At 61.5% G+C, this 22770-nt stretch carries 23 protein-coding genes; 4 read left to right on the forward strand and 19 right to left on the reverse strand.

The features are described 5' to 3' along the window. Window positions 1–3: 3 nt before the first annotated feature. Entirely contained in the window at window positions 4–1416 is a 1413-nt protein-coding gene (locus tag FQ320_RS11700) for a sulfotransferase family 2 domain-containing protein (protein WP_148472398.1), read from the forward strand. A gap of 47 nt (window positions 1417–1463) precedes the next feature. Here the strand turns inward: FQ320_RS11700 and FQ320_RS11705 are convergent, their stop codons facing one another. The 6 genes from FQ320_RS11705 to FQ320_RS11730 all read right to left on the reverse strand — a co-directional run bounded on the left by FQ320_RS11705 (window position 1464) and on the right by FQ320_RS11730 (window position 5443). Further along, window positions 1464–1928, reverse strand: coding sequence for a PTS sugar transporter subunit IIA (locus FQ320_RS11705; RefSeq protein ID WP_148472400.1), 465 nt, complete (start codon window positions 1926–1928; stop codon window positions 1464–1466). Window positions 1929–1964: 36 nt separating this feature from the next. After that, window positions 1965–2546: a ribosome hibernation-promoting factor, HPF/YfiA family gene (gene hpf / locus FQ320_RS11710; protein ID WP_148472402.1), complete on the reverse strand. Its 582-nt coding sequence runs from the start codon at window positions 2544–2546 to the stop codon at window positions 1965–1967. 278 nt (window positions 2547–2824) lie between these two features. Beyond that, window positions 2825–3580 carry an LPS export ABC transporter ATP-binding protein gene (gene lptB / locus FQ320_RS11715; protein WP_148472404.1) on the reverse strand — a complete coding sequence of 252 codons (756 nt, stop codon included), beginning with the start codon at window positions 3578–3580 and terminating at the stop codon, window positions 2825–2827. Further along, window positions 3580–4065, reverse strand: a complete 486-nt coding sequence (locus FQ320_RS11720) for an LptA/OstA family protein (protein ID WP_148472406.1) — start codon at window positions 4063–4065, stop codon at window positions 3580–3582. The genes lptB and FQ320_RS11720 overlap by 1 nt, the downstream gene beginning before the upstream one ends. Beyond that, complete coding sequence (locus FQ320_RS11725; protein WP_148472408.1) at window positions 4062–4709, reverse strand: hypothetical protein; 648 nt, start codon at window positions 4707–4709, stop codon at window positions 4062–4064. The genes FQ320_RS11720 and FQ320_RS11725 overlap by 4 nt, the downstream gene beginning before the upstream one ends. A 122-nt stretch (window positions 4710–4831) precedes the next feature. Beyond that, window positions 4832–5443, reverse strand: a complete 612-nt coding sequence (locus FQ320_RS11730) for a ribonuclease D (protein WP_148472410.1) — start codon at window positions 5441–5443, stop codon at window positions 4832–4834. A 192-nt stretch (window positions 5444–5635) separates the two neighbouring features. Between FQ320_RS11730 and FQ320_RS11735 the strand changes: the two genes are divergently transcribed. Together FQ320_RS11735 and FQ320_RS11740 are read left to right on the forward strand one after the other, a co-directional pair. Further along, window positions 5636–6658 (forward strand): aspartate-semialdehyde dehydrogenase, encoded by a 1023-nt coding sequence (locus tag FQ320_RS11735; protein WP_148472412.1) that lies wholly within the window; start codon window positions 5636–5638, stop codon window positions 6656–6658. An 811-nt stretch (window positions 6659–7469) separates the two neighbouring features. Beyond that, entirely contained in the window at window positions 7470–7661 is a 192-nt protein-coding gene (locus tag FQ320_RS11740) for a hypothetical protein (protein WP_148472414.1), read from the forward strand. A 30-nt stretch (window positions 7662–7691) separates the two neighbouring features. Here the strand turns inward: FQ320_RS11740 and FQ320_RS11745 are convergent, their stop codons facing one another. The 13 genes from FQ320_RS11745 to FQ320_RS11805 all read right to left on the reverse strand — a co-directional run bounded on the left by FQ320_RS11745 (window position 7692) and on the right by FQ320_RS11805 (window position 21599). Further along, entirely contained in the window at window positions 7692–8654 is a 963-nt protein-coding gene (locus FQ320_RS11745) for an ABC transporter ATP-binding protein (protein ID WP_148472416.1), read from the reverse strand. After that, window positions 8651–9634, reverse strand: a complete 984-nt coding sequence (locus tag FQ320_RS11750; protein ID WP_222861604.1) for an ABC transporter ATP-binding protein — start codon at window positions 9632–9634, stop codon at window positions 8651–8653. The genes FQ320_RS11745 and FQ320_RS11750 overlap by 4 nt, the downstream gene beginning before the upstream one ends. Further along, the gene (locus FQ320_RS11755; RefSeq protein WP_148472418.1) at window positions 9631–10482 is read right to left on the reverse strand and encodes an ABC transporter permease; all 852 of its coding nucleotides are present in this window, start codon (window positions 10480–10482) and stop codon (window positions 9631–9633) included. The genes FQ320_RS11750 and FQ320_RS11755 overlap by 4 nt, the downstream gene beginning before the upstream one ends. Further along, a complete protein-coding gene (locus FQ320_RS11760; protein WP_148472420.1) occupies window positions 10479–11426 on the reverse strand; it encodes an ABC transporter permease in 948 nt (315 codons plus the stop codon). The genes FQ320_RS11755 and FQ320_RS11760 overlap by 4 nt, the downstream gene beginning before the upstream one ends. Window positions 11427–11521: 95 nt before the next feature. Next, a complete protein-coding gene (locus FQ320_RS11765; protein ID WP_148472422.1) occupies window positions 11522–13045 on the reverse strand; it encodes an ABC transporter substrate-binding protein in 1524 nt (507 codons plus the stop codon). Window positions 13046–13105: 60 nt separating this feature from the next. Beyond that, on the reverse strand, window positions 13106–13882 hold the full coding sequence (locus tag FQ320_RS11770; RefSeq protein ID WP_148472424.1) for an SDR family NAD(P)-dependent oxidoreductase: 777 nt from the start codon (window positions 13880–13882) through the stop codon (window positions 13106–13108). Then, on the reverse strand, window positions 13879–15063 hold the full coding sequence (locus FQ320_RS11775) for a hypothetical protein (RefSeq protein WP_148472426.1): 1185 nt from the start codon (window positions 15061–15063) through the stop codon (window positions 13879–13881). Before FQ320_RS11775 ends, FQ320_RS11770 begins: the two co-directional genes overlap by 4 nt. After that, window positions 15063–16193 carry an amidohydrolase/deacetylase family metallohydrolase gene (locus FQ320_RS11780; RefSeq protein ID WP_148472428.1) on the reverse strand — a complete coding sequence of 377 codons (1131 nt, stop codon included), beginning with the start codon at window positions 16191–16193 and terminating at the stop codon, window positions 15063–15065. Before FQ320_RS11780 ends, FQ320_RS11775 begins: the two co-directional genes overlap by 1 nt. Next, entirely contained in the window at window positions 16190–17635 is a 1446-nt protein-coding gene (locus FQ320_RS11785; protein ID WP_148472430.1) for an amidase, read from the reverse strand. Before FQ320_RS11785 ends, FQ320_RS11780 begins: the two co-directional genes overlap by 4 nt. A 10-nt stretch (window positions 17636–17645) precedes the next feature. Further along, entirely contained in the window at window positions 17646–18728 is a 1083-nt protein-coding gene (locus FQ320_RS11790; protein ID WP_148472432.1) for a Gfo/Idh/MocA family protein, read from the reverse strand. Between the two features lie 83 nt (window positions 18729–18811). After that, window positions 18812–19948, reverse strand: coding sequence for an ABC transporter substrate-binding protein (locus FQ320_RS11795; RefSeq protein WP_148472434.1), 1137 nt, complete (start codon window positions 19946–19948; stop codon window positions 18812–18814). A gap of 30 nt (window positions 19949–19978) precedes the next feature. Next, window positions 19979–20812: an ABC transporter permease gene (locus tag FQ320_RS11800; protein WP_148472436.1), complete on the reverse strand. Its 834-nt coding sequence runs from the start codon at window positions 20810–20812 to the stop codon at window positions 19979–19981. A gap of 4 nt (window positions 20813–20816) precedes the next feature. Further along, entirely contained in the window at window positions 20817–21599 is a 783-nt protein-coding gene (locus tag FQ320_RS11805) for an ABC transporter ATP-binding protein (protein ID WP_148472438.1), read from the reverse strand. A 213-nt stretch (window positions 21600–21812) separates the two neighbouring features. Between FQ320_RS11805 and FQ320_RS11810 the strand changes: the two genes are divergently transcribed. Beyond that, the gene (locus tag FQ320_RS11810) at window positions 21813–22769 is read left to right on the forward strand and encodes a MurR/RpiR family transcriptional regulator (RefSeq protein ID WP_148472440.1); all 957 of its coding nucleotides are present in this window, start codon (window positions 21813–21815) and stop codon (window positions 22767–22769) included. The last annotated feature ends 1 nt before the right edge of the window (window position 22770 follow it).

Raw genomic sequence — 22770 nt, forward strand, 5'->3', positions numbered from 1 at the left:
CCCATGGCAGACCGGTTCGACTCTTTCATTTTGCTGGCCGAAATGCGCACCGGGTCCAATTTTCTTGAGGACACGCTGAACACACTTGCCGGGCTGAAATGCTGGGGTGAATCGTTCAATCCGCATTTCGTCGGTCACGCGAATCGCAGCGAACAGGCGGGTATCACCTTGCAGGAACGCGAGATCGACCCCCTGCGCCTGTTGACGGCGATCGAGGGACAAACCGACGGGCTGCCGGGGTTCCGGTTCTTTCATGATCACGATCCGCGCATCCTGCGTCATTGTCTGGCCGATCCGCGCTGTGCCAAGGTGGTGTTGACGCGCAATCCACTGGACAGTTTCGTCAGTCTGGAAATCGCACGCCAGACCGGACAGTGGCGGCTGAGTGATCTGAAATCGGCAAAAACGGCGCGCGTCACCTTTGACGCCGATGCCTTTTCGCGCCACCTGTCGCGGCTGCAAGCGTTTCACCAGGTCATTCAGCGCAGCTTGCAGACCAGCGGTCAGACGGCATTCCATATCGGCTATGACGATCTGAACGACATCGACGTCCTGAACGGGCTTGCCGCATTTCTGGGGGTCAAGGCACGGCTGGATCAGACCAGCACCCGCACCAAGGTGCAGAATCCCGGCAGCCTGCGCGACAAAGTGGTGAACTACGATTCAATGATCGCTGCGCTGGGATCGGTCGATCACTTTGATCTCGGCCGAACTCCGAATTTTGAGCCGCGCCGGGGTCCGAACGTGCCCGGCTTTGTCACAGCCGCCACCAGCCCGCTGTTGTATATGCCGGTGCGCGGCGCGGCCGAGGACCGGGTGAACGCCTGGCTGACCGCGCTGGACGGCGCGCCGCCGCTGGCGCCGGAAATGTCGCAGAAAGACCTGCGCCGATGGATGCGTCAGAACACCGGCCACCGCAGCTTTACCGTGGTGCGCCATCCGGTCGCCCGTATCCACGCCACATTCCTGCGTCATATTCTGGCCACTGGTCCGGACAGTTTTGCCGATCTGCGCACCACATTGAAGGCGCGTTATGATGTGCCGCTGCCCGACAGCGCGGAATGTTCTACTGAGCAGCACCGCGCGGCCTTTATCGGATTTTTGAAATTCGTGCGCGGCAATCTTGGCGGCCAGACCAGTATCCGCACCGATCCCGCCTGGGCGTCACAGTCCACGGTGATTCAGGGGATGGCGCAATTCGCCCTGCCCGACATGATCCTGCGCGCCGAATCTCTGGGCGCCGGTGTCTCCGCATTGGCGGAAGCAATCGGGGCAACAGCGCCCGATGTGCCAGAGGATGACACCAAGCTGCTGGCGCAGATCCACGATGATACGGTCGAACAGGCGGTGCGCGACATCTATCAGCGGGATTACCTGATTTTTGGCTATCGACCGTGGAATAAGCCCAGAGGCTGAACTGCGCGGGCGGGTCTTCGGGCTGACCAAACAGCCCGCCGCCGTTCTCAGGCGGCCTTTTTGGTCGGGGCTTCGGTCAGCAGAGCGTGCAGAACCGCCGGATCCTCGTTCGCACGCAGTTTCGCGCAGAGCGCCGCATCACGCAGCGTGCGCGAGACCAGCGCCAACGCTTTAAGGTGCTCAACCCCCGCATCCGTAGGCGCGAACAGCGCAAAGATCAGATCGACAGGCTGCCGATCCGCGCTGTCGAACTCCATCGGCTTTTCGATGCGCATGAAAATACCGCGCACACTGTCTACCTCGTCAAGCCGTGCGTGGGGCAAGGCAATGCCATGCCCCACGGCGGTCGGCCCCAGCCCCTCACGCTCCATCAACGCCTCGACGGCGCGATGGGCGTGCAGGCCGTGAACCGAATGACCGATCTCGGCCAATTCTTGAAACAGGCGTTTCTTGCTGGTCATCGAACTGACGACGCGGATCGCACTGGGGTCGAGAATCGCGGAAAGTTGCATGCACACCTGTCTTTGGTCTTACGCCGCGCCGATCTTTCAGCGCACCGTGTTCGGGTCGATCCAGCCGATGTTTCCGTCTTCGCGACGGTACACAACATTGACCCCGGTATCCTGTTTTTCGTTTCGGAACACCAGAACGGGTGCGCCGGCAAGCTCCATCTGCATCACCGCTTCGCCAACCGACAGTTGCGGGATCTGCATCTGCATCTCCGCAATGATCATTGGCGCAAGCGTTTCGGGCTCAAGCTCTTCGGCCCCGTCTTCACCTGCGGCGAGGATATACGAAGACGCACCGGAAAGTTCAACCGGCTGTGCGCGATCCTTGTAGTGATCCTTGAGCCGGCGCTTGTAACGGCGGATCTGCTTTTCCATTTTTTCCAGCGCACTGTCAAAACAGGCATAGATTTCGGCCGCTCGACCCCGCGCCTGAACGGTCAGACCCGTGGACAGATGCACGACCGATTCACACACGAATTCATGTCCGTCCCGGGAAAACACCACCAAGGCGTCGGTCGGACGCCCCGGGTATTTGGCAATCATTTCGTCGATTACAGACTTGACGTGGGATTGAAGCGCCTCGCCGATGTCGATCTGTTTTCCGCTGATCTGGTATTGCATCTTGCCTCCTTGGGCTTGGGATAGCCAAACCGGACGGCCTGCCCTGCGGCCTCCGGCAACTGAGTGATTCTACTGGTTATTAAAGAAATCCAGGGTCCGGTTTCAAGCCGTGCCACGCGGGCCTGGGTCAGGGCCTGAAGAAGCTGCAGACCGGGGGCTGCACACTTCTCGATCGAAGGGTTGGTGTCAGTCATGCCCCCCATTGGGCGCCCGGATCGGGTGATCTGTCAATCAAAACCATCACACAACCTCAGGAAGAAATCAGACATGGGACGGAATCAGGAAATCCTGAAACCCTGCCCCAAATAGACCCGCTGCACGTTTTCGTCGCGCACCACCTCGTCCGCAGTGCCGCTCATCAGCACATGACCGTCATGCAGGATATAGGCCCGGTCGACGATGCCAAGCGTTTCACGGACGTTGTGATCGGTGATCAGCACGCCGATGTTGCGGGTTTTCAGATCGGCGACCAATGTGCGGATATCGGCCACCGCGATCGGATCGACCCCGGCAAAGGGCTCGTCCAGCAGCACATAGGACGGATCGGCGGCCAGACAGCGGGCAATCTCGGCCCGCCGCCGTTCCCCGCCCGAAAGCGCCGGAGCGGGGGTGCGCCGCAGATGAGAGATCGAGAATTCATTCAAAAGCTGCTCAAGCCGGTCGCGCCGCCTATCCCGGTTGGGCGTCGAGATTTCGAGGATCGACATTATGTTGTCTTCGACGTTCATGCCGCGAAAGATCGACATTTCCTGCGGCAGATAGCCGATTCCCATCTTTGCACGCCGGTACATCGGCAGCGCGGTCACATCGCGCCCGTCGATGATCACCTGCCCGCCTTCGGGCTGTACCAGTCCGGCGATGGAATAAAACACGGTCGTCTTGCCCGAACCGTTTGGCCCCAAAAGCGCGACCACTTCGCCCCGGGCCAGATCCAGCGTCACGTCGCGGATCACCAGACGCTTGCGGTAACTCTTGCGCAGGTTGCGTATCTGCAAACCGGTTGATTGGGCCGCAAGGCTCAGCGTCGATGCCATCAGTTGGCGCCGGGCTGAAACACCGTGCGCACCCGTCCCTCCATCGTGCCGGTGCCCTTGTTCAGGTCGATCACCAGCTTGTTGGAGGTCAGCGCGCTGCCGCCCTGAGTCAGAATCACGTCGCCGGTCATCACCACAGTGCCCTTGTCGATGGAATACACCGCTTCGTTTGACTCGGCTGCCTCGGCGCCATTGACAAGGGTGACACCGCCGCTTGCGCGCAGCTCGGAAATCGTGCCCGCATTGCCAGCAGCATAGAGCACCTTGACTGCCCCCGCACTCAGCCGCATTTCACCCTGTGTGATCAGAACGTTGCCGGTGAACGCGGCGGTACCGTCGGCCTGATCGATCTGCAACTGGTCCGATGCCACCTCGACCGGCAGAGATGTGTCATGGTTCAGCCCACCAAAGCCGACACTGGCTTGGCCCAGCACCGGCCCGGCGGCCAGCACTGCCAGAACTGCAAAAAGTCCGATCCGCGTCATTTCTCGCCTCCCTGATCCGGTAGGGGTTGGTATATCAGGCGAACCCGGTCTGTGAAGACAAGATGATAAGAGGGGCTGCCCTCCCCGTCATCCGACCGGCGCAGCTCCATCCTGCCCGCGCGGATATCCCCGGCCGGGCCGGTCGCCACGATACCCTCGGCGGATTCGACAAAGGTCGCGTCCAGCGATGCGGTGATCTCTTCGGTTTCGATCACATAGCCTGTGCTGCTCTGCATCCGTACTCCGCCCTCCATCCGTGCGACCCGTTCAGCGGTGTCGATCACGCCCCGGCCCGCGTCGATATCAAGTCGCCCGCCATCGGAAGTGTCCAACCGCGCCACAAGAGCTTCGGCGCTGACCCGGTTGTTGCCTTCAGGCCGCGCGCTGTCCGAGGACAGGGTGATCGCCGTTCCGTCCCGTGTCACGCCCGAGTATTCCGGCGCGGCGATTTTCTGTTCGCGCAGGATCACGGCGACTTCGACATCGGAATACGGGATCGCCGCCTCGGGATCGACACTGCGCGACACCAGAAACAGGGTCGACAGGATGCTGAGCGCGGCCAGCGGCAACAGAATCTTCAGCCAGGCGACCAGCCGGGAATAGGCGTTGTCATAGCGTGACGCAGAAGGGTTTCGGATTGCCATCATTCCTACCTAGGGTGCGAAGGCCCGCGCGCCCAGAGCAAGATGACTTTGATTTGCACCGGAAGCCATCCAAGGGCCGGGCGAGCCTCGGTTTGATCGCTTCCAGGCATAGTCATCCCGCATCAGTGCGCGAAGATATCGATTTCAGGCCAGCCCGCCAGATCCAGCTTTGCACGAACCGGCAGAAAATCAAAACAGGCCTGCGCAATCTCGCTCCGCCCTTCGCGTGCCAGCCGCTGGTCAAGCTCGCGCCGCAGCGCGTGCAGATACAAAACGTCGGACGCGGCATAATCCAGTTGCGCCGTCGTCAGATTTTCGGCGCCCCAGTCGCTTTGTTGCTGGAATTTCGAGATATCGACGTTCAGCAGATCAGAGAGCAGATATTTCAGCCCGTGCCGGTCGGTGAAGGTGCGCACCATCTTGCTGGCAATCTTGGTGCAATACACCGGCGCCGTGACCACACCGAAGGCGTTCAACAGCGCGGCAATGTCGAACCGCCCAAAGTGAAACAGTTTCAGCACCGCAGGATCGGCCAGCATGCGGCACAGGTTCGGCGCAGTGTCTTGCCCGATGGCCACCTGCACCAGATGTGCGTTGCCGTCGCCGCCCGACATCTGCACCAGACACAGCCGGTCGCGGTGCGGGTTCAGCCCCATGGTTTCGCAATCGATGGCAACCACCGGCCCCAGATCCAGCCCGTCAGGCAAATCGCCGCGATACAGTGTATTGGTCATGTCTGTCCCCTGCTCTTCGCAGCCGTGATAGGGCGGTCGGGCCCGGCAGGCAACGGGTTTGCCGCCGTCATCACACGCCGGAATCGGAAGTTACAGCATTCCTCATGGCCCTGCCTCTTCCTTTTACCCTTGCATTGCGCTAACACGCGCCGTCCGACAGGACACGTCATCCGATCGCAAGGAGCCACCCAGATGGGTTATAAAGTCGTCATCGTCGGCGCCACGGGCAATGTGGGCCGCGAAATGCTGAACATTCTGGCTGAACGCCAGTTCCCGATTGATGAGATCGTCGCACTCGCCTCGCGCCGGTCATTGGGAACCGAGGTCAGCTTTGGCGACAAGACGCTGAAGACCAAAGACCTCGACACCTTTGATTTCACCGGCTGGGACATGGCACTGTTTGCCGTCGGCTCTGACGCCACAAAGCAATATGCCCCCAAGGCGGCCAAGGTCGGTTGCGTCGTGATCGATAATTCGTCGCTCTATCGCTATGACCCCGACATTCCTTTGATCGTGCCCGAGGTGAACCCCGACGCGATCAGCATGGTCAAGAACAAGAACATCATCGCCAATCCCAACTGTTCGACGGCACAGATGGTCGTCGCCCTGAAGCCCCTGCACGACCGTGCACGGATCAAACGGGTGGTGGTCAGCACCTATCAGTCCGTTTCGGGCGCCGGGAAAGAGGGCATAGACGAGCTGTGGGACCAGACGAAAAGCATCTATAATCCCACCGACCATAAGCCGCCTAGAAAGTTCACCAAGCAGATCGCGTTCAACGTGATCCCGCATATCGATTCCTTCCTCGACTCGGGCGACACCAAAGAAGAGTGGAAGATGGTCGCCGAGACGAAAAAGATCATCGACAAATCGATCAAGATCACCGCCACCTGTGTGCGCGTGCCGGTCTTTGTCGGCCACAGCGAATCCATCAACATCGAGTTTGAGGAATTCCTGGACGAAGACGAAGCCCGTGACATCCTGCGCGAGGCTCCGGGGATCATGGTCGTGGATAAGCGCGAAGACGGCGGTTACATCACCCCGATCGAATGCGTCGGTGAATTCGCCACTTATATCTCGCGGATCCGGCAGGATACGACCGTAGAAAACGGATTGAACCTGTGGTGCGTCTCGGACAATCTGCGCAAGGGTGCGGCACTGAACGCGGTGCAGATCGCCGAACTTCTGGGCAACCGGGTGCTTAAAAAGGGCTAGTTCCAGCCCATCGCATATCTGGCGGCGCCCCATTGATGGCGTCGCCAGTTGCAAAAGACAGGCCGGACAGCCGAAAGCGAATCGTCTGCTTTGGGGTCTTTTGGCCCTCCGGATTTGAGCGCAAGGGTTTCCAACTCCTTTAAGGAACCTTCGCGAAACCGCCTTTCCAGGCGCCAACTGGTAAATCTTCATCACCCGGAAAGCCTGAATTCAGGATAACAGCCGTGGTTTTTGACTGATTCAGCCGGGGCAGACAGTTATTTCCCCCCACACATTCCGATTTATTCAACCTGATCAACGCTCTGACCAAAGGTTAACACAGCCCGGGCGTTTGAACCGACTTCAGTAAGCCCTCCTAAACCAGCAGCGTATAGGGTGGACCCATCGCTCGGACTTGGACCGGGAGAGGGAAGAGGTGCGAAGGACCGGTCAGGGTGTCGTGAGGGGCAGGGGTGCGCCGACTCGGCAGTGGCCCGCGGCACTTTCGCACCGGATGGTACAGACGATTGCTATGCTCCCGTCAGATGCCATCCATGGGGACACTCGAATCGGTGTCGCCCGCCACGGGTCAGCGATCCCGAACGGCAAACACCACGGAATCACCAAAGCTCCCCCCGGCGCCGCAGGTTCGGGCCGGGGGACTCATCGGAGATTGTTGGATGCGACAGATTGCACGCCAATCCAGACTGAAAACCCGCACCGCCAAAGTGAATCGGAGCCAAATGCCGATGCATGGCACCCATCGGCCCCGCCGCGCAGTTGCAGGCGAACCGGACCGCTGTTCGACCCATAAGCCGCGGGACGTGGTGCCATGTCAAACCTTTTGACCAAGGCGCGACAGCGCAGGGTCGATGCACTGTTGCGGATCAGGATGCCTCAGATCAACCTGTTCTGGGATGAAACCGGCCCGCCCGACTCTCGCAGCACGATGCATGTTCAAATGATGGATTACCGGGTCCGCATGGGACCACGACGCGCCGTTCTGGCCCCGCTGACGATTTAAGACGGACAGGTGGACCGGGCGCACCGTCTTTCAGGCGTGGTGGCAGGATACGAAACGACCCGGTTCGATCTCGCGCAGCTCGGGCGCGTCGGTGGCGCAGATTTCGGTGCGGCGCGGGCAACGATCGCGGAACGGGCAACCGGCAAGCCGAGCGAAACGGCTGGGCGGCTCGTCCGGATCGATTGCGCCGGTGATCCGGGTCGACGGATCGGGGCGCGGGATCGCTTGAATCAGCAGTTCGGTATAGGGATGGCGCGGATCGCTGAACAGCGGGCGGGCCGGCGCGATTTCGACGACCCGGCCCATGTAAAGCACGGCAACCCGGTCGGAGATCTTGGCCACCACGCTGAGGTCGTGACTGATGAACAGCAGCGTTAGACCCAGCCGGTTTTTCAGCTCGGCCAGCAGGTTCAGCACCTGCGCTTGAATCGACACATCCAGCGCGGACACCGGTTCATCGGCAATTACCAGCTCCGGTTCCGGCAGGATCGCGCGGGCGATGCCGACGCGCTGCCGCTGGCCGCCGGACAGTTCATGGGGAAAACGGTCGGCGAAACCCGCACCAAGCCCGACACGGTCCAGCGCCTCGCCCACCAGACGCTTGCGTTCTGCACTGCTCTCAAAGATTCCGTGGATGTCCCCCGCCTCGGCCACGGAATCGCCGACCGAGCGTCGCGGATCGAGCGAGGCATAGGGATCCTGAAACACCATGCGGATGCGTAGCCTTGCACGGGCCAAACTGCGCCGGTCCAGCGTCAGAAGATCTACGCCATCGTGGATCACCTTGCCGCCATCGGCGCGGGTCAACCCCATCACCGCCCGGGCCAGCGAGGATTTTCCACAGCCGGATTCTCCCACGATGCCAAGGGTTTCACCCGCCCGCACGGCCAGCGATATGTCGTCGACCGCGCGAACCTCGTGGTTCTTGCCGCCGCGCCGCACATGATAGGCCTTGGAGAGGTTGCGGATGTCCAGAACGGTGTCGTCGGTCATGTGCTTGCCTCGCCGTTCAAAGGAAAATGGCACCGCACCGCCTGTCCGGTGTCCGTGTGGCGCACCGGCACCGCCCCCCGGCGGCAGATGTCGGCGACGCGCGGACAGCGCGGCGCAAAGGGACAACCGTCGCCAACCTCATCAGGGCGCGGCGCGCTGCCGGGGATCGTGGCCAGCAGTGGATCGTCGGAGTCCGGGTCTGGCAGGCAGCCCATCAACCCGGCGGTATAGGGGTGCAGGGGGGCTGCGAACAAAGGCACCACATCGCCGGTTTCCACCAAGCCGCCCGCATACATAACCGCCACCCGATCGGCCAATTGCGCCACGACGCCCAGATCGTGGGTGATGAACAGCACCCCCATGTCCAGCGTATCGCAAAGCTCGCGGATCAGCCCCAGAACCTGCCGCTGCACGGTCACGTCAAGCGCGGTGGTCGGCTCATCCGCGATCAGCACCGAAGGCCGGCAGGCCAGCGCAATGGCGATCATCACACGTTGCCGCATCCCCCCCGACAATTCGTGCGGAAAGGCCGAAAGCTGATGCGCCGCGTCGGGAATGCGCACCATATCCAGCAGTTCACGCGCCCGGACCGCAGGCACGACATCCGGATCGTGAACCCGGATCGCCTCTTCTATCTGGTCACCGATGCGCAGCACGGGGTTCAGGGATGTCATCGGTTCCTGAAATATCATCGCGATCCGGCCACATCCCCGTTCGACCCGTTCATGGGGGGCAAGACGGGTGATGTCGGTGCCGCCCAGCAGGATGCGCCCTTTGGTCACGCCAATCGCGGGTGGCAACAGACCCATCGCCGCCAGCGATGTCATGCTTTTGCCGCAGCCGGATTCCCCGACCAGTCCCAGAATCTCGCCCGGGGCAATGTCAAAGGACACGCCGCGCACGATTTTGATCCGCCCTGCGACCGCAACGACAAGATCGTTTACCGACAGGATCGGATCGGTTGTGTGAGCGCCCGTCATTTGCCCACCATCTCGCGGAATCTCGGGTCCATCCGGTCACGCAGCCAGTCGCCCACAAGGTTCAGCGAAAACGCCGTCAGCACAATCATCAGTCCGGGCCAGAGCAGCAGCCATGAGGCGCGGGTGATATAGATCCGGGATTCAGCCAGCATATTGCCCCACGATGGCACGTCGGGCGGCGCGCCAAGCCCAAGGAAATCCAGCGCCGCCGCGCCCAGTTGCGCAAAGGCGAAGACAAAACTCGCCTGCACCATCAGCGGCGAAATCATGTTCGGCAGGATGTGACGGGTCACCACCCACCAAGTCCCCGCCCCCATGCTGCGTGCCGCCTCGACATAGGGTTCGGCCCGCAGACGCAGGGCGACGCCATAGACAATGCGCGCCGTGGTCGTGAGGTAGATCAGCCCGATGGCAAGGATCGCGTTGAACACCCCCTGCCCCAGTATCACGATCAGGCCCAGCGCCAGCAAAAGCGATGGAAACGACATCAGCACGTCGACCATCCGCATCAGCACCCGCCCCAATTTTGGATAAAGCGCCGACAGAACGCCGATCGGCACACCGGTTCCAAGCGCAAAGACCACAACCCCCACCCCGATCAACAGCGCCAACCGCGAGCCGTAGACCACGCGGCTGAAGGTATCGCGCCCGAAGTGGTCGGTGCCCATCAGATGCCCGCCGCCGGGCGGCAACAGCCGGTTCACCGGGTCAATCGCATCCGGGCCAAAGGGCGCGATCCACGGGGCAAAGACCGCGAAGGTCACGATTAGGGTCAGGAAGGCCGCACCAATGGCCACCAATGGACGCGCGGCGATAAGGCGGGTCGAGCTTCGGATAGTTTCGATCATTCCAGTTCCACCCGCGGATCCAGCAGCCGATAGGACAGGTCCACCAACAGATTGATGACAAGGTAAAGACAGACAATAATCAGGATAACCCCTTGAATGACCGGATAATCGCGCCGCAGGATCGATTGCACCACCGTGCGCCCGACACCGGGCAGGGCGAAGACGGTTTCGGTTACCACAGCCTCGGAGATCAACGCGGCAAAGGTGAACCCGAAGGCTGACACCACCGCCAGCAGAGCATTGCGCAGAATGTGGCGCACCACCACCCGCGATGGCCGGATGCCTTTGGCCCGGGCGGTGCGCACATAGTCCTCGCGCGATACGTCCAGCATAGAGGCCCGCGTCAGCCGCAGGATCAGCGCCGCGTTGGGGGCCGCCAGTGCAAGGCTGGGCAGGACGAGATAGCGGAGGTTGCTCAGCCCGCCTTCTTCAAAGATCGACGGATAGCCGGAACTGGGAAACCAGCCAAGGCCCGCGGCAAAGATCAGGATCAAGTACAACCCGACCCAGAATGTCGGCACCGACGCCAAAAGCATCGCCAGCCCGGACAACCCCTGATCAATCCACCGGCCCTGCCGGACCGCCGCCAGAACCCCGACCGGGATGCCGAAGCCGACGATCCACACCATGGTGATCAGCGCCAGCAGAATCGACGTTTCCGCCCCCTCCGCGATCACCTGCGTGACCGGTGTATCAAAGAACACCGACTGGCCCAGATCGCCCTGCAAGGCGTTTCCGGCCCAGATGAAATATTGCGCAATCACAGGCTCATCCAGCCCCAGACGCTGACGCAGTGCGGCCACCTGATCGGGTGTCGCGCCATCGCCCAGCATCACATAGACCGGATCACCGGGGATAAGATGGATGAAGGCAAAAATGATGATCGAGGCGGCGATCAAAGTGGCGATCGCCGCGCCGGTGCGATGCAGAATATAGCGCCCCATCAGACGTATTGTCCGACCGACCGGCCCGGGATCGGGACGTCAGGTTCGATTCTATCGATCGGTCGGACCATCGCGGTTCTCCTTAACTTCGGCGTTTAATTCGACGCGCCAAAGAAGTGCGGGAACGCCGGAGCGCTGTCCCAAGTCGTTTGAAGCTTGGGCGAAGCGATGTCGAAGGAATAGACATTGCCCACCTTCACTGCCGGAACCTGCTCATAGATCAGCGCCTGAAGCTCGGCCCAGGTCGCCTGCCGCGCTTCCAGATCGGAGGTGCCGGTGAACTTTTTCGCCAGCGCCTGTTTTTCCTCGGTCGTCCACCACCCCGGATAGCTGTCGTTCATCAGAGTCAGCAGAACCGGATCGGGGATCGCGCCGTGATGGGTCATGAACATGTCCCACTCTGCCGGCTGGCCGCGCAGGGTCAAAAGCGTGGCCCAGTCGACGACGACCATCTGCACGTTGATGCCCGCATCTGCCAGTTGCCGGGTGAACACTGTGGCTTGGTCATAGTGTTCCTTATAGTTGGTCGAGACCAGCAGCTTGATCGGCGTGCCGTCATAGCCCGCTTCGGCGGCCATCGCCTTGGCTTTTTCGGGGTCGCCGTTGTTATAGGCTTCGGTCCCTGCTTCGGTGTACCAAACGTTGCCTTCGGGGAAGAATGAGCCGTCAGCCTTGAATAGCTCTGGCTCGCCCACCGAAACCTGCAAGGCCTGCTCGGTGTTCAACGCCATCTGAATCGCCCGGCGCAGGGCATAGTTGTCTTTCAGCGGGCCAGAGTCCGAGTTCATGAACATCAGCCCGAAAATTGGCGCGGCGCTGATTTTTACCTGAATTGATGCGTCATCCTTGATGCCGCCATAAAGGTCGCCCGAGATATATTCGGCGTAGTCATAATCGCCCGCCTGCACACCGCTGACCCGCGTTCCGACGTCGGGAACGGGGATAAAGTGCAGTTTTTCAAAGTTGGCATCGCGACCACCCGCCTGACCGTCCAGCGGTGCGTCGATCTTGGAGTAATCGTCAAACCGGAGCAGCTCGACATAGCGGTTGGGGCGGATCTCGCCGAAACTGTAGGGGCCGGTGCCGATATAGTTTTCGGGCGAGATCTGATCGCCGCCCGCCGCGCTTGCCACATCACCCGGATAGATGACCGGCCCGCCATTCTGATAGGCCAGCATGCTTTTCCATGCACCATTCGCAGCGGCGAGCGTCAGTGTGACCTCCAACGGTCCGGTCGCTTCGGCCTTTTCCAGACCCAGAAGTTGGCCGCGCGCTCCGAATTCCGACCAGCGGTTCAGGGATGCGGCCACATCTTCGGCCGTCATTTCATCGCCGTCGTGAAACTTCACGCCCTCGCGCAGGGTGATGGTGATGGTTTTTTCATCGTCGGAAATGGTTTCGCCGGTTGCCAGAAACGGCTGCGGCTTGGCACTGGCGTCAAAGGCATAAAGTGTCTCGAACATATGCTGTCCGATGGTCGAAGCCAGCGTCGCGGTGCCCATCTGGATATCCAGACTGGGCGGCTCGCTGACCGTGGCATAACGCAGGGTTTGCGCCCAGACCGGCGATGCCATCAGCGCGGCAAAGGCGACCCCTCCAAGTATACGTCCATATTTCATCTGTCGTTCCTCCCTTGGTGGCGTCTGAATATCAGACGCGGTCTTATTGGCGCCTGTTGATCAGACGCAGGTATAGCCGCCATCGATGACAAGGCTTGCACCGGTTATGAAACCTGCGGAATCCGATGCGAGATAGACGGCAAGCGCGCCGATATCCTTTGGATTGCCCATGGAGCCCATGGGAATGTCGGCGACCAGCCGCTCGATCATTTCGGGGTTCGACTCCTGCCATTTGCGGTTCGGCTCGGTCGCGAACAGCCCCGGACAAATGGCGTTGGCGGTGATGCCATGGGGCGCCCAGTCGACGGCAAGGGTGCGGGTGAATTGCAGCACGGCGGCCTTTGCCGTTTCATAATGCCGCCCGCCGATGCCGCGTCCGGCAACCATCGCGTTGATCGACGCAATGTTGATGATCCGCCCGCCCTTGCCGGCCTTGATCATCGCGCCGCCGATGATCCGCGAGCACAGAAAGGTCGAGGTCAGGTTCAGGTGCATCATCTCACGCCATGTGAGCAGATCCAGATCTTCGGTCGGCACGTTCACCCGCCGCCCGCCGACATTGTTGATCAAAATGTCGAACGACCCCAGCTCCTCCAGTGCGCGGTGACAGATCGCATCCGCCGCCTCGGGGTCGCCGACATCGGCCTCCAGTACCCAGGCGGTGCGGCCCAGCGCGCGGATGTCCTCAGCGGTTTGCTGCAGGGCGTCAGAGGGGCGCGCGACCAGCGCGATATCGGCCCCGGCCCCGGCCAGAGCCAGCGCCATTTCGCGGCCAAGACCCCGACTGCCCCCGGTGATAAAGGTGCGTTTTCCAGTCAGATTGAAAAGGTCGGTCATATATCCCCCATCGCCGCGATCGCGCGACGCATCCAGCCAAGCCGCGCAGGCGGCACCAACCCGAGGTTATAGAAGTTGAGCCCATCTACAAGCGGACCGGCGGCGCAGGCGCGGGCAATCAGATCTTCGGCATTGGCGACTTCGGGATAGAACATCTGCAATCCCGCAATCAGGGTTGCATCGGGTTTCAGGGCAGCGCGGGCTGTTTCCAACTCGGCGTGTACCCGGTCCGCCGGGGTGAAATAGGCGCAGTACAGCAGCCCGTCACAGGCGGCGGCGGCCTTTTTCCGGTCCACCCCACCCTGCCACGACGCCGCGCCATCAATCAGCAGGATCTGACTGTCAGGATGCGCCTCGGCCCGGATGCGGGCGATCAGCGATGTGACAGATTCGGTGCGCCAGCGCAGATACTCCGCCAGCGCCGGTTTCCCATCGAACGCCGCCGGCCCCTGCGTCGGAAAATCGGGAAACTGGGCCTGTGGCAATTCCCGTTCGAACGCCGCTTGCAGGTGGTTTTTCACCATCTGCCGGGCGGCATCGGCATCTGTTCCGGCGGCACTGGCGCGGGTGATGCAATGGTCACAGAAACAGACACCAAGCAGGAACATGTCTTCGGGCAACAGGCCCAAACCGTCCTTTTCGTGGTGAAATCCGTGGTCGAACCCCATGAAATCGGGGCTTTCCAGTTCAATCCGGTCGGGCCGATAGGTCTCGGTGATCTCAGCCACCATGCCCGCGACATAGCCGCGCGCCGCCTCGCTGGACGGGCACAATCCGTAGAACGCCGGATCGCCGAAGGCATTGCGCACCACATGCCCCTGATGCGCCATCCCAAGCCGTGTGTTGTGCAGGCAGACCGTCCAGCATGACACCGCAGACCCGCCCGCCTCTCGCGCCGCAATCGCAGTCGCCAGCATATCGCCTTCGGTATCGACGATTTCCGCCTGTTTCGGCGCAATCTCTGCATCCACCCAACGCGCCGGATCGGGGCGGTAATAGACCGTCCCGTCCTCGGGGAAATAGCTGCGGCGGCGCGGGTTCCCCGGCTGAAGGAACCGCCCCGCGTGATAGGATGTGGCAAGGCTTATGCAGTTCGCGCCCGCCTGCGCGATTGACGACAGCGCCGCACCGGGCCCGAGATCATGCAGATCCCACGGATAGGCCCAGACGGAATGACGCATTACGCCTGCCTCCAGACACCATCCACGGCAATCCCGACCGGGGAAAGCCGACGGTCATGATGGACCACTTCGCCCACCACATCGCTCAGCGCGACATCGCCTTCAACCTCGCGGAAAACGCTGACATCCCCGGTTGCGCCCTTGCTCAGATGGCCCAGATCGTCGCGCTGAATTGCGCGGGCCGGGGCGATGCTGGCTGCTTCGATCACTTCGGGCAGGGTCCAGCCCAGCGCCATGAACTTGGTCATCACGCTGAGGTTGTCATGGGCCGGACCGTTGATGCAGAACGCGTGCACGTCCGACGAAATCACATCAGGGCGGAACCCTTCGGCCAGCATCGCGCGGGCCGATTTCCATGCGAACGACCCCTGCCCGTGGCCGATATCGAACAACACGCCGCGTTCGCGGGCAGCGCGCACTTCGGCACGCACCTTGCCGGTTCCATGCATCGGCGCGTTGGGGAACGGGCGGAAACAATGGGTCAGCACGTCGCCCTTGCGCAGGCGCGACACGACCTCGCCGTAACTGGGCGGCGGCTCGTCGATATGCACCATCAGCGGCAAACCGGTTTCGTCAGCCACATCCAGCGCCACATCCAGCGGAAAGATCCCCGATGCGCCCGAGGCATGGGCACCGATCCGCACCTTGATGCCGATCACCGTCTCGGGATTGGCCCGTGCAATCTCGGCAGACTCGCGCGCTGCCATCAGGCGCATATTATGGCTCTCGCCCACCATGATGCGCGAGGAAAACGCATAGATCCCGGCGAAACTGACGTGAAGAAAAGCCAGAATGCGGGCAAAAGACGGCTCGATGATATGTTTGGCAAAACCGGGGTAATTGCCCGGTCCGGCGCTCCCGGCATCGACAAGCGTGGTACAGGCCGATTTCAGGGCATAGGCATCTGGGTCAACGCCCAGAGACGTGCCGCCCCAATAGACGTGGGTGTGCAGGTCAATCAGACCGGGGGTGACGATTGCATCCTTGGCGTCGATGACCTGCGCGCCTTCGGGCGCATCAACGTCAAGACCGGCGATCTTGCCGCCCGAAACCACCACATCGCCGATCCGGTCGATGCCATTGGCTGGGTCGATGATGCGCCCGCCGCGAATTATCAGGTCGCCGCTCATGCGTGGAGTCCGGGCCGGCGCGCACGCCATGGCATTTCAGTTTCAAGAATTGCGGCAGTCTGCAAAAGGTCCTCCTCGTGGCCATAACGGCCGATCAGTTGCACGCCCAGCGGCAGGCCCGCGCTGCTTTGTCCAAGAGGCAGCGACAGGGCGGGTTGCCCCGAGACGTTGAAAGGAAAGGTGAAGGCGGCGTCGGTCCAGAGCGCGTTATAGGCATCCAGATCGCTCATCGACATGTCGTAATATCCGACGGGGCGGGGTGGCTGAGTCAGGGTCGGGGTCAACACGATGTCAAAACCCGCCAACTCCGTGGCGATTGCACGGCTGGCCTGACGCAGTTGCTCGATCCGCCCGGCGTGGCTGATCGCATCGGTTTCGCGCCCCCGCTGGATGATCGCCCATGTGATCGGCTCGACCTCGTCCTCGCGCACCGGATGGCCGACAAGGCCCGCCAGCGCGGCGTACATTCCCGCCGTTTCAACACAGGTCATGTCGGTATAGGTTTTCCACAGCCCGTCGAAATCCAGCTTCATCGCATAGGGTTCGACATGGTGCCCCAGCGCTTCCAGCACCTTCCCGGTCGCATTCACCGCAGCGACGATTTCGGGATCGACCGCGCGGCCATGGGGCGCTTCGGTGACAACGGCGACGCGCAAAGGGCGGGGCGGTGTCGCGATCAGGCTGGCATAGGATTTGTCCGGCGAAGGCGGCGTATAAGGTTCGCCCGGCAAACCACCCGCCAATGCGTCAAGGTATGTGGCGGTGTCGCGTACGGTTCGCGAAACGCAGAGGAAATATGCCCCGCCGCACCAGAAATCGACAAAGGGTGACAGGCTGACCCTGCCACGCGAAGGTTTCAGCCCGACAAGGCCACAGCAGGATGCCGGAACCCGGATCGACCCCGCACCATCGCTCGCTTCGGCAATCGGGACGATTCCGGCGGCAACGGCGGCTGCCGATCCACCCGAAGATCCGCCCGGCGTAACCGATGCGTCCCATGGGTTGACCGTGGCGCCGTAAAGCACCGGTTCGGTCGAGATAGACCAGCCATTCTCCGGTGCGTTCGACTTGCCGATCAGGCTCAGCCCCGCCGCCTTTATTTTTGTGACCGGACCGCTGTCCTGATCCGCCACCAGATCCTTCAGATAGCGTGATGAATTGGTCAGTGGCGCACCGTCCCAAGACGACGCGAGTTCCTTAAGCAGGAACGGAACACCGGCAAGCGGCGCGCTGCGATCACCGGCATCGGTTGCGCGGGCACTCGCACGGGCAATGTCGTCGGTGCGGTGGATGACGGCGTTCAGTTGCGGGTTCAGCTCTTCCACCAGCGAAATCGCCGTCTCGGCCAGTTCCACCGCCGTCACCTCGCCCTTGCGGACCAATGCGGCCAGCCCGACCCCGTCGGTTTCGGCGTAAAGCGCCCTTAAATTATGATCGGCCATGTCGTCCCCCTTACTCCAGCGTGATCGCCCGTTCTTCCAGTATGCTCTGTTCCGCCGCCAACACGATGCGCAGCGAATTCACCGCCGACTCCATTGAATCGGTCAGGTCCAGATCTTCGCGGATGGCGCGCAGGAACAGATCCTGTTCGCGGTCGCAAAGCTCCTGATGATCCGGCTCATCCTCCATCGACAGGATCTCGTCCGGCTTGGTGAATTTCTTGTCCGGCCCGACCTCGGCATGGTGAATGCGGATCGCATCGGTTTTTGTGTGCCGGTCGATATCTGCGCTGTCAGACATCTCCACGTCATTGCCGCGCGCCGAATTGTTGGCGGTGATGCTGACGGCCCCCTTCGGACCGATCACATCCTTAACAAAGAACGCCTCTTCCGACATCATCGGGCCCCACCCGGCCTCGTACCAGCCAACCGAGCCATCATCGAAGGTGACATGCAGATGGCCATAGTTCTGCTTGGCCGCATCGTCCCACAATTTCACGCCGATCCCATGCACCCGGACGGGTTTCGCACCGGTCAGCTGGCACATGACATCGACATAATGCACGCCGCAATCGACGATCGGGATCAGGCTGTCGATCAGATTCTTGTGCCAGTGCCATGCATCGCCCGAGCTTTGCTGGTTCAGGTTCAGCCGCATGACCAAAGGCTTGCCCAGTTCGCGCCCCTTTTCGATGAAGGTGATCCAGCTTGGATGCACCCGCAGGATATAGCCCAGCACCAATTTGCGGTTCGCGACCTTGGCGGCATCGACGACCTTTTGCGCATCCTTGATATTGGTCGCGATGGGTTTTTCCATGAACACATGGCAGCCCGCCGCAAAGGCGCGCAGGGCGAAATCGGCATGGGTGTCGGGCCAGGAGTTGATCGAGACGGCGTCAGGTTTCGCTTCGGCCAGCGCTGTGTCGTAATCCTCGAACAGGGGATATCCCTGCAACTCGGCAGGAATTTCGCGGGACTTCATCGAGCGGCTCATCAAGCCGACGATTTCGAACCCGTCATTGCGGTGATAGGCGCTGGCATGGGACGCCCCCATGTTGCCCAACCCCACGACCAATACGCGCACCTTGTCGGCCATGTCTTTTCCCCTTTGGTTTCAAGTGGCCGCGCGCCGGAAAAGCTCCGGCGCACGGTTTCAGTTTCATCAGATCGCCCGACTTTTCAGATCGCCTGTGCAAACAGATTGGCACGGATCGCTTCGATATCGACGGCGGCCAGACCCTCGCTCAGTTCCGCGGCATCGGCGTCGGCCTTGACCTTGTCGTGGTCGAAATCATTGGCCGGGCCGACGAAACGGTTGGTCAGCACCTTGTCGGCGTCGATGAGGTCGGTACCGTCGATTTCGGCGATCAGCGAAAAGAAGGTCTTCCAGCTTTCCATGTCATGAAAGCCCCAGCCCTCACGATTCTCCATGTCGCCACGATTGACGTTGAACTGTTGCAGGATCGATGTCGTCGCCAATTCCGGCGTCAGGTTCGCTGCCAGATCCGGGAACTCGTCGAACACGGCCTGTACAGCGGCGCGGGGATTGTGCTGGGTGAACTCCATCCCCATTGCCCAGCCGCGCAGGTATTTTTCAAGGAAGGCGGCGCGATCCGGGTCTTCGATATCGGAACTGCGCACCACGAAGGTATTGGCGGGAAGAGGCGAATTCTGCACCCCCAGCCAATATTCGAAATCCAGCCCGGTCGCGATCCACTCGGCGCGCAACCCTTCCCAAGACAGTGCCGCATCGCCCTGTCCGGCGGCAAGTGCCGTACCCCATGTGGGCCAGCCTGCCTCGACGTATTTCACCTTGGTCACATCGACGCCCTGCGCCTTGAGCATCGGATCGACGATGCTCTGCCATGCGGCCGAGCCAAGGAGGATCGTCTTGCCTTCCAGATCCTTCAGGTCGTTCGATCCCTCGCCCTTGCGGAAGGCGATGCCGAAGGTATCAAGAGCGCCCATATGGAACACGCTGGTCAGATCCATGCCGTTCTGAAGCCCGAAGGCAAAGACGCCCGGCGAGGGATAGCCCATGTCGGCCTGTCCGACGTCGACGAATTTCACCGTCGCCGTGCCATCTGACGGCCCGGGCTGCATTTCGATATTCAGACCATCGAAATAGCCCATCTTCTTGCCGATCCAGAAGGCATAGTCGTCCAGCACTTCGATCGTGCCGCGCGGGCTGATCCAGGTGAAGGGCTCGTCATAGGGTGTGGCCCCTGCAAGACGCGGCATCGCGCCCACGCTCACGATACCCGCGGCGGAAACCTGCAAAAGGCGGCGGCGGCTGAAAGTCGGTTGGTTTTTCATCTGTCTTCTCCCTTTAGTTTTTTTCATTTTTCATGCGTCCCAACTGGCCCATTTCTTACCGATCAGAAAGAAAATAGCGTAGATGGCGATGCCCAGAAACGACAGGATCATCACCACCGCAAAGAACTCCGGCATCTGAATCCGCGACGAATAACTGGTCAGCCGGTTGCCAAGGCCAAAGCCGCCACCGACCATTTCCGCCCCCACCGCCGTCAGCAAACCGAAGATCGCGCCGATCATCAACCCGACAAGGATCATCGGCAGGGCCATGGGCGCGCGGATCTTCCAGAATATCTGCAACGTCGAGGCGCCATAACTGCGCGCCAGCGCGATCTTGGCACTGTCGGTGCGTCGAAACCCGGTGGCCGCGTTGATCATCACCATCGGCCCCGACGCCAGCGCCACCGCAATGATCCGCGGCGTATAGCCGAAACCAAAGCGCAAGATCAGCAGCGGCACCAGCGCCAGCATCGGCGTGGTGACCAGCAACAGGATATAGGGCGCGATGATCTTTTCGCTGAAGGGAAACTGGGTGATCACCGCCGCAAGCACCAGCCCGACCGACGCACCGATGGCAAATCCGCCCAAAAGCTCAACCAGAGTATGCCCCAGATGCGGCGCGATCAGCGGAAACTGCGTCACCAGCGCCGTGCCGATGGCCGAGGGCGGCGGCATGATATAATGCGGCACCTCGAAAAGCCGCAGCGCCAGTTCCAGCCCGCCGATAACGATGATCGCGGTGACGATGATCGCGACGATTTCGGCCCGCGTGCGGCTGGCCCCGCCGGGAGCAAAGGCCGACAGGTTCGTCATGTTGACGCCGCCGCCGCCCTGTTTTTTGAATTCGGGGGTAATGTCGCCCATGATCTTACTCTGCCGCCTTTGCCCGGGTACCTGCGATGCCGCCCTTGATCGCATTCATCAGATCGAACACCTGCTTGCCCGCCATAACCTCGGCCGTGCGCGGGCGCGGCAGGTCGATATCGTGGATCGCGGCCACCGTCCCCGGCCGGCCGGACAGAACGACGACGCGATCCGACAGGAACACCGCCTCTTCGATCGAGTGGGTGATAAAGACTATGGTGGTCTTGCTCTCCAGCCAGATCTCTTCGACCAGCCGGTTCATCTCTTCGCGGGTGAAAGTGTCGAGCGCGCCAAAGGGTTCGTCCATCAACAGCACAGAAGGATGCTGCGACAGCGCCCGCACAATCGATGCCCGCTGCTGCATCCCGCCCGACAGCGCACCGGGCATGGCGTCTTCGAACCCCGTCAGCCCGACCCGGTCCAGCAGATGCGCGATCCAGTCGTGATCGGGTTTTTCTCCGGTCACTTCGAAGGGAAACAGGATGTTGCGCCGCAGATTGCGCCAGGGCAGCAGGTTCGCCTCTTGAAAGACCAGCCCGATATCGCGGTGCGGCTTGTGGATCGGCATGCCATCGAGCCGGATTTCACCACCGCTCAGTCCGTGCAGCCCCGACATGCACCACAGCAGGGTCGTCTTGCCACAACCCGACGGGCCGACGATGGAAACGATCTCGTTCTGGGCTACGGAAAAGGTACATTCCTGCAACGCCAGAAAAGTACCATAGGCCTTGGAGGCGCCGTCGATCTCCAGCTTGGGACGCGGGCCGTGGGTCGTGGGGTCGGTCAAATGTCGCTCTCCTGAAGGGGTGGCGGGCGGCGGTGCGGTTTACCTACCGTAAACTGTGTAAGTGACTTACAATTCTGTCAAGAGATTCCGGAAGAAACTGTTCATGGGCCGATAAAAACAATAAAACTGCCATTTCACCCTGTCATATTCTTACAAAATACCTTGACCCAACGGCAACTGTTGGTGACGATGCCGCAACAGCGAGAGGTGTGCATGGACGTGAACCCGCCGAAAACATCCCCGCCAAACCCGGCAAAGACCGCGCATCCTTTGCCCGGATTTCAAAAGCGGATTCCTGACATCGTCGGGCGGATCAAGGACAATCTGGCAACGCTCAGCCCGGCAGAACGCAAGGTCGGCGCGGCGGTGCTGATCAACGTTCGGCAGGCGGTTGAAGACAGCAATGCCGCCCTCGCCGCCCGCGCCGGGGTCAGTGAACCCAGCGTCACCCGGTTCTGCCGTGCCATCGGGTGCGACGGGGTGCGGGATTTCAAGCTCAAGCTCGCGCAGAGCCTTGTGGTGGGCGAACTGTACCTGAACGCCGACCGCGCGCCCGACCGGCCCGATTCTGACGCGCCGGTCTTCTGGGGGCCGATCCTTGCCGATGGGCGCGACGCGGTGCGCGAGGTCGAACGACAGCTTTCGCCCGCCGCCGTACTGGCCGCCGCCGACGCCATTGCGCAGGCTGCGCAGGTCGTGACCTTCGGCCTTGGTGGCAGCGCCACAGCTCTTGCGCAAGAGACCCAGCACCGGTTGTTCCGCTATGGGGTGCGGGTGGCCTGCTGCACCGATCCCTATCTGATGCGGATGACCGCGGCGACCCTGCGCCGGGGCGATGTGGTGATCGCCATATCGGCCTCGGGCAAGACGGCGGAATTGATCGAGGCGGCGGGGCTGGCCCGCAGCTATGGCGCCACGACGATCGCGGTGACGGCCACGGCCAGCCTGCTTGCCGAAACCGTCGAACATCCGCTCTGTGTCGCGATTGCCGAAACCGCCGACACGCTGACCCCGACCGCGTCGCGCTTTGCCTATCTGGCGATCATCGACCTGCTATCGGCGGCCACGGGTTATGCGCTTGGACCCTCGGCGCGCGAAAGCCTGCGGCGGATCAAATACACGGCCCTTAATCACCGAACAGGCAATGTTCTGGAACCGCTGGGAGACTAGG

Origin of the sequence: Oceaniovalibus sp. ACAM 378, from assembly GCF_008085915.1 — a bacterium.
Taxonomy (GTDB): Bacteria; Pseudomonadota; Alphaproteobacteria; order Rhodobacterales; family Rhodobacteraceae; genus Oceaniglobus.

Excerpts from the sequence above, each read along its gene's own strand:
- FQ320_RS11705 (WP_148472400.1), bottom strand. The coding sequence starts at position 1,928 with ATGCAACTTTCCGCGATTCTCGACCCCAGTGCGATCCGCGTCGTCAGT.
- FQ320_RS11750 (WP_222861604.1), bottom strand. The coding sequence starts at position 9,634 with ATGACGGGCGCTCACACAACCGATCCGATCCTGTCGGTAAACGATCTT.
- FQ320_RS11765 (WP_148472422.1), bottom strand. The coding sequence starts at position 13,045 with ATGAAATATGGACGTATACTTGGAGGGGTCGCCTTTGCCGCGCTGATG.
- FQ320_RS11795 (WP_148472434.1), bottom strand. The coding sequence starts at position 19,948 with ATGAAAAACCAACCGACTTTCAGCCGCCGCCGCCTTTTGCAGGTTTCC.
- FQ320_RS11730 (WP_148472410.1), bottom strand. The coding sequence starts at position 5,443 with ATGACCAATACACTGTATCGCGGCGATTTGCCTGACGGGCTGGATCTG.
- FQ320_RS11740 (WP_148472414.1), top strand. The coding sequence starts at position 7,470 with ATGTCAAACCTTTTGACCAAGGCGCGACAGCGCAGGGTCGATGCACTG.
- FQ320_RS11700 (WP_148472398.1), top strand. The coding sequence starts at position 4 with ATGGCAGACCGGTTCGACTCTTTCATTTTGCTGGCCGAAATGCGCACC.
- FQ320_RS11760 (WP_148472420.1), bottom strand. The coding sequence starts at position 11,426 with ATGGGGCGCTATATTCTGCATCGCACCGGCGCGGCGATCGCCACTTTG.
- hpf (WP_148472402.1), bottom strand. The coding sequence starts at position 2,546 with ATGCAATACCAGATCAGCGGAAAACAGATCGACATCGGCGAGGCGCTT.
- FQ320_RS11775 (WP_148472426.1), bottom strand. The coding sequence starts at position 15,063 with ATGCGTCATTCCGTCTGGGCCTATCCGTGGGATCTGCATGATCTCGGG.
- FQ320_RS11735 (WP_148472412.1), top strand. The coding sequence starts at position 5,636 with ATGGGTTATAAAGTCGTCATCGTCGGCGCCACGGGCAATGTGGGCCGC.
- FQ320_RS11790 (WP_148472432.1), bottom strand. The coding sequence starts at position 18,728 with ATGGCCGACAAGGTGCGCGTATTGGTCGTGGGGTTGGGCAACATGGGG.
- FQ320_RS11720 (WP_148472406.1), bottom strand. The coding sequence starts at position 4,065 with ATGACGCGGATCGGACTTTTTGCAGTTCTGGCAGTGCTGGCCGCCGGG.
- FQ320_RS11770 (WP_148472424.1), bottom strand. The coding sequence starts at position 13,882 with ATGACCGACCTTTTCAATCTGACTGGAAAACGCACCTTTATCACCGGG.
- FQ320_RS11780 (WP_148472428.1), bottom strand. The coding sequence starts at position 16,193 with ATGAGCGGCGACCTGATAATTCGCGGCGGGCGCATCATCGACCCAGCC.
- FQ320_RS11800 (WP_148472436.1), bottom strand. The coding sequence starts at position 20,812 with ATGGGCGACATTACCCCCGAATTCAAAAAACAGGGCGGCGGCGGCGTC.
- FQ320_RS11745 (WP_148472416.1), bottom strand. The coding sequence starts at position 8,654 with ATGACCGACGACACCGTTCTGGACATCCGCAACCTCTCCAAGGCCTAT.
- FQ320_RS11810 (WP_148472440.1), top strand. The coding sequence starts at position 21,813 with ATGGACGTGAACCCGCCGAAAACATCCCCGCCAAACCCGGCAAAGACC.
- FQ320_RS11725 (WP_148472408.1), bottom strand. The coding sequence starts at position 4,709 with ATGGCAATCCGAAACCCTTCTGCGTCACGCTATGACAACGCCTATTCC.
- lptB (WP_148472404.1), bottom strand. The coding sequence starts at position 3,580 with ATGGCATCGACGCTGAGCCTTGCGGCCCAATCAACCGGTTTGCAGATA.
- FQ320_RS11785 (WP_148472430.1), bottom strand. The coding sequence starts at position 17,635 with ATGGCCGATCATAATTTAAGGGCGCTTTACGCCGAAACCGACGGGGTC.
- FQ320_RS11755 (WP_148472418.1), bottom strand. The coding sequence starts at position 10,482 with ATGATCGAAACTATCCGAAGCTCGACCCGCCTTATCGCCGCGCGTCCA.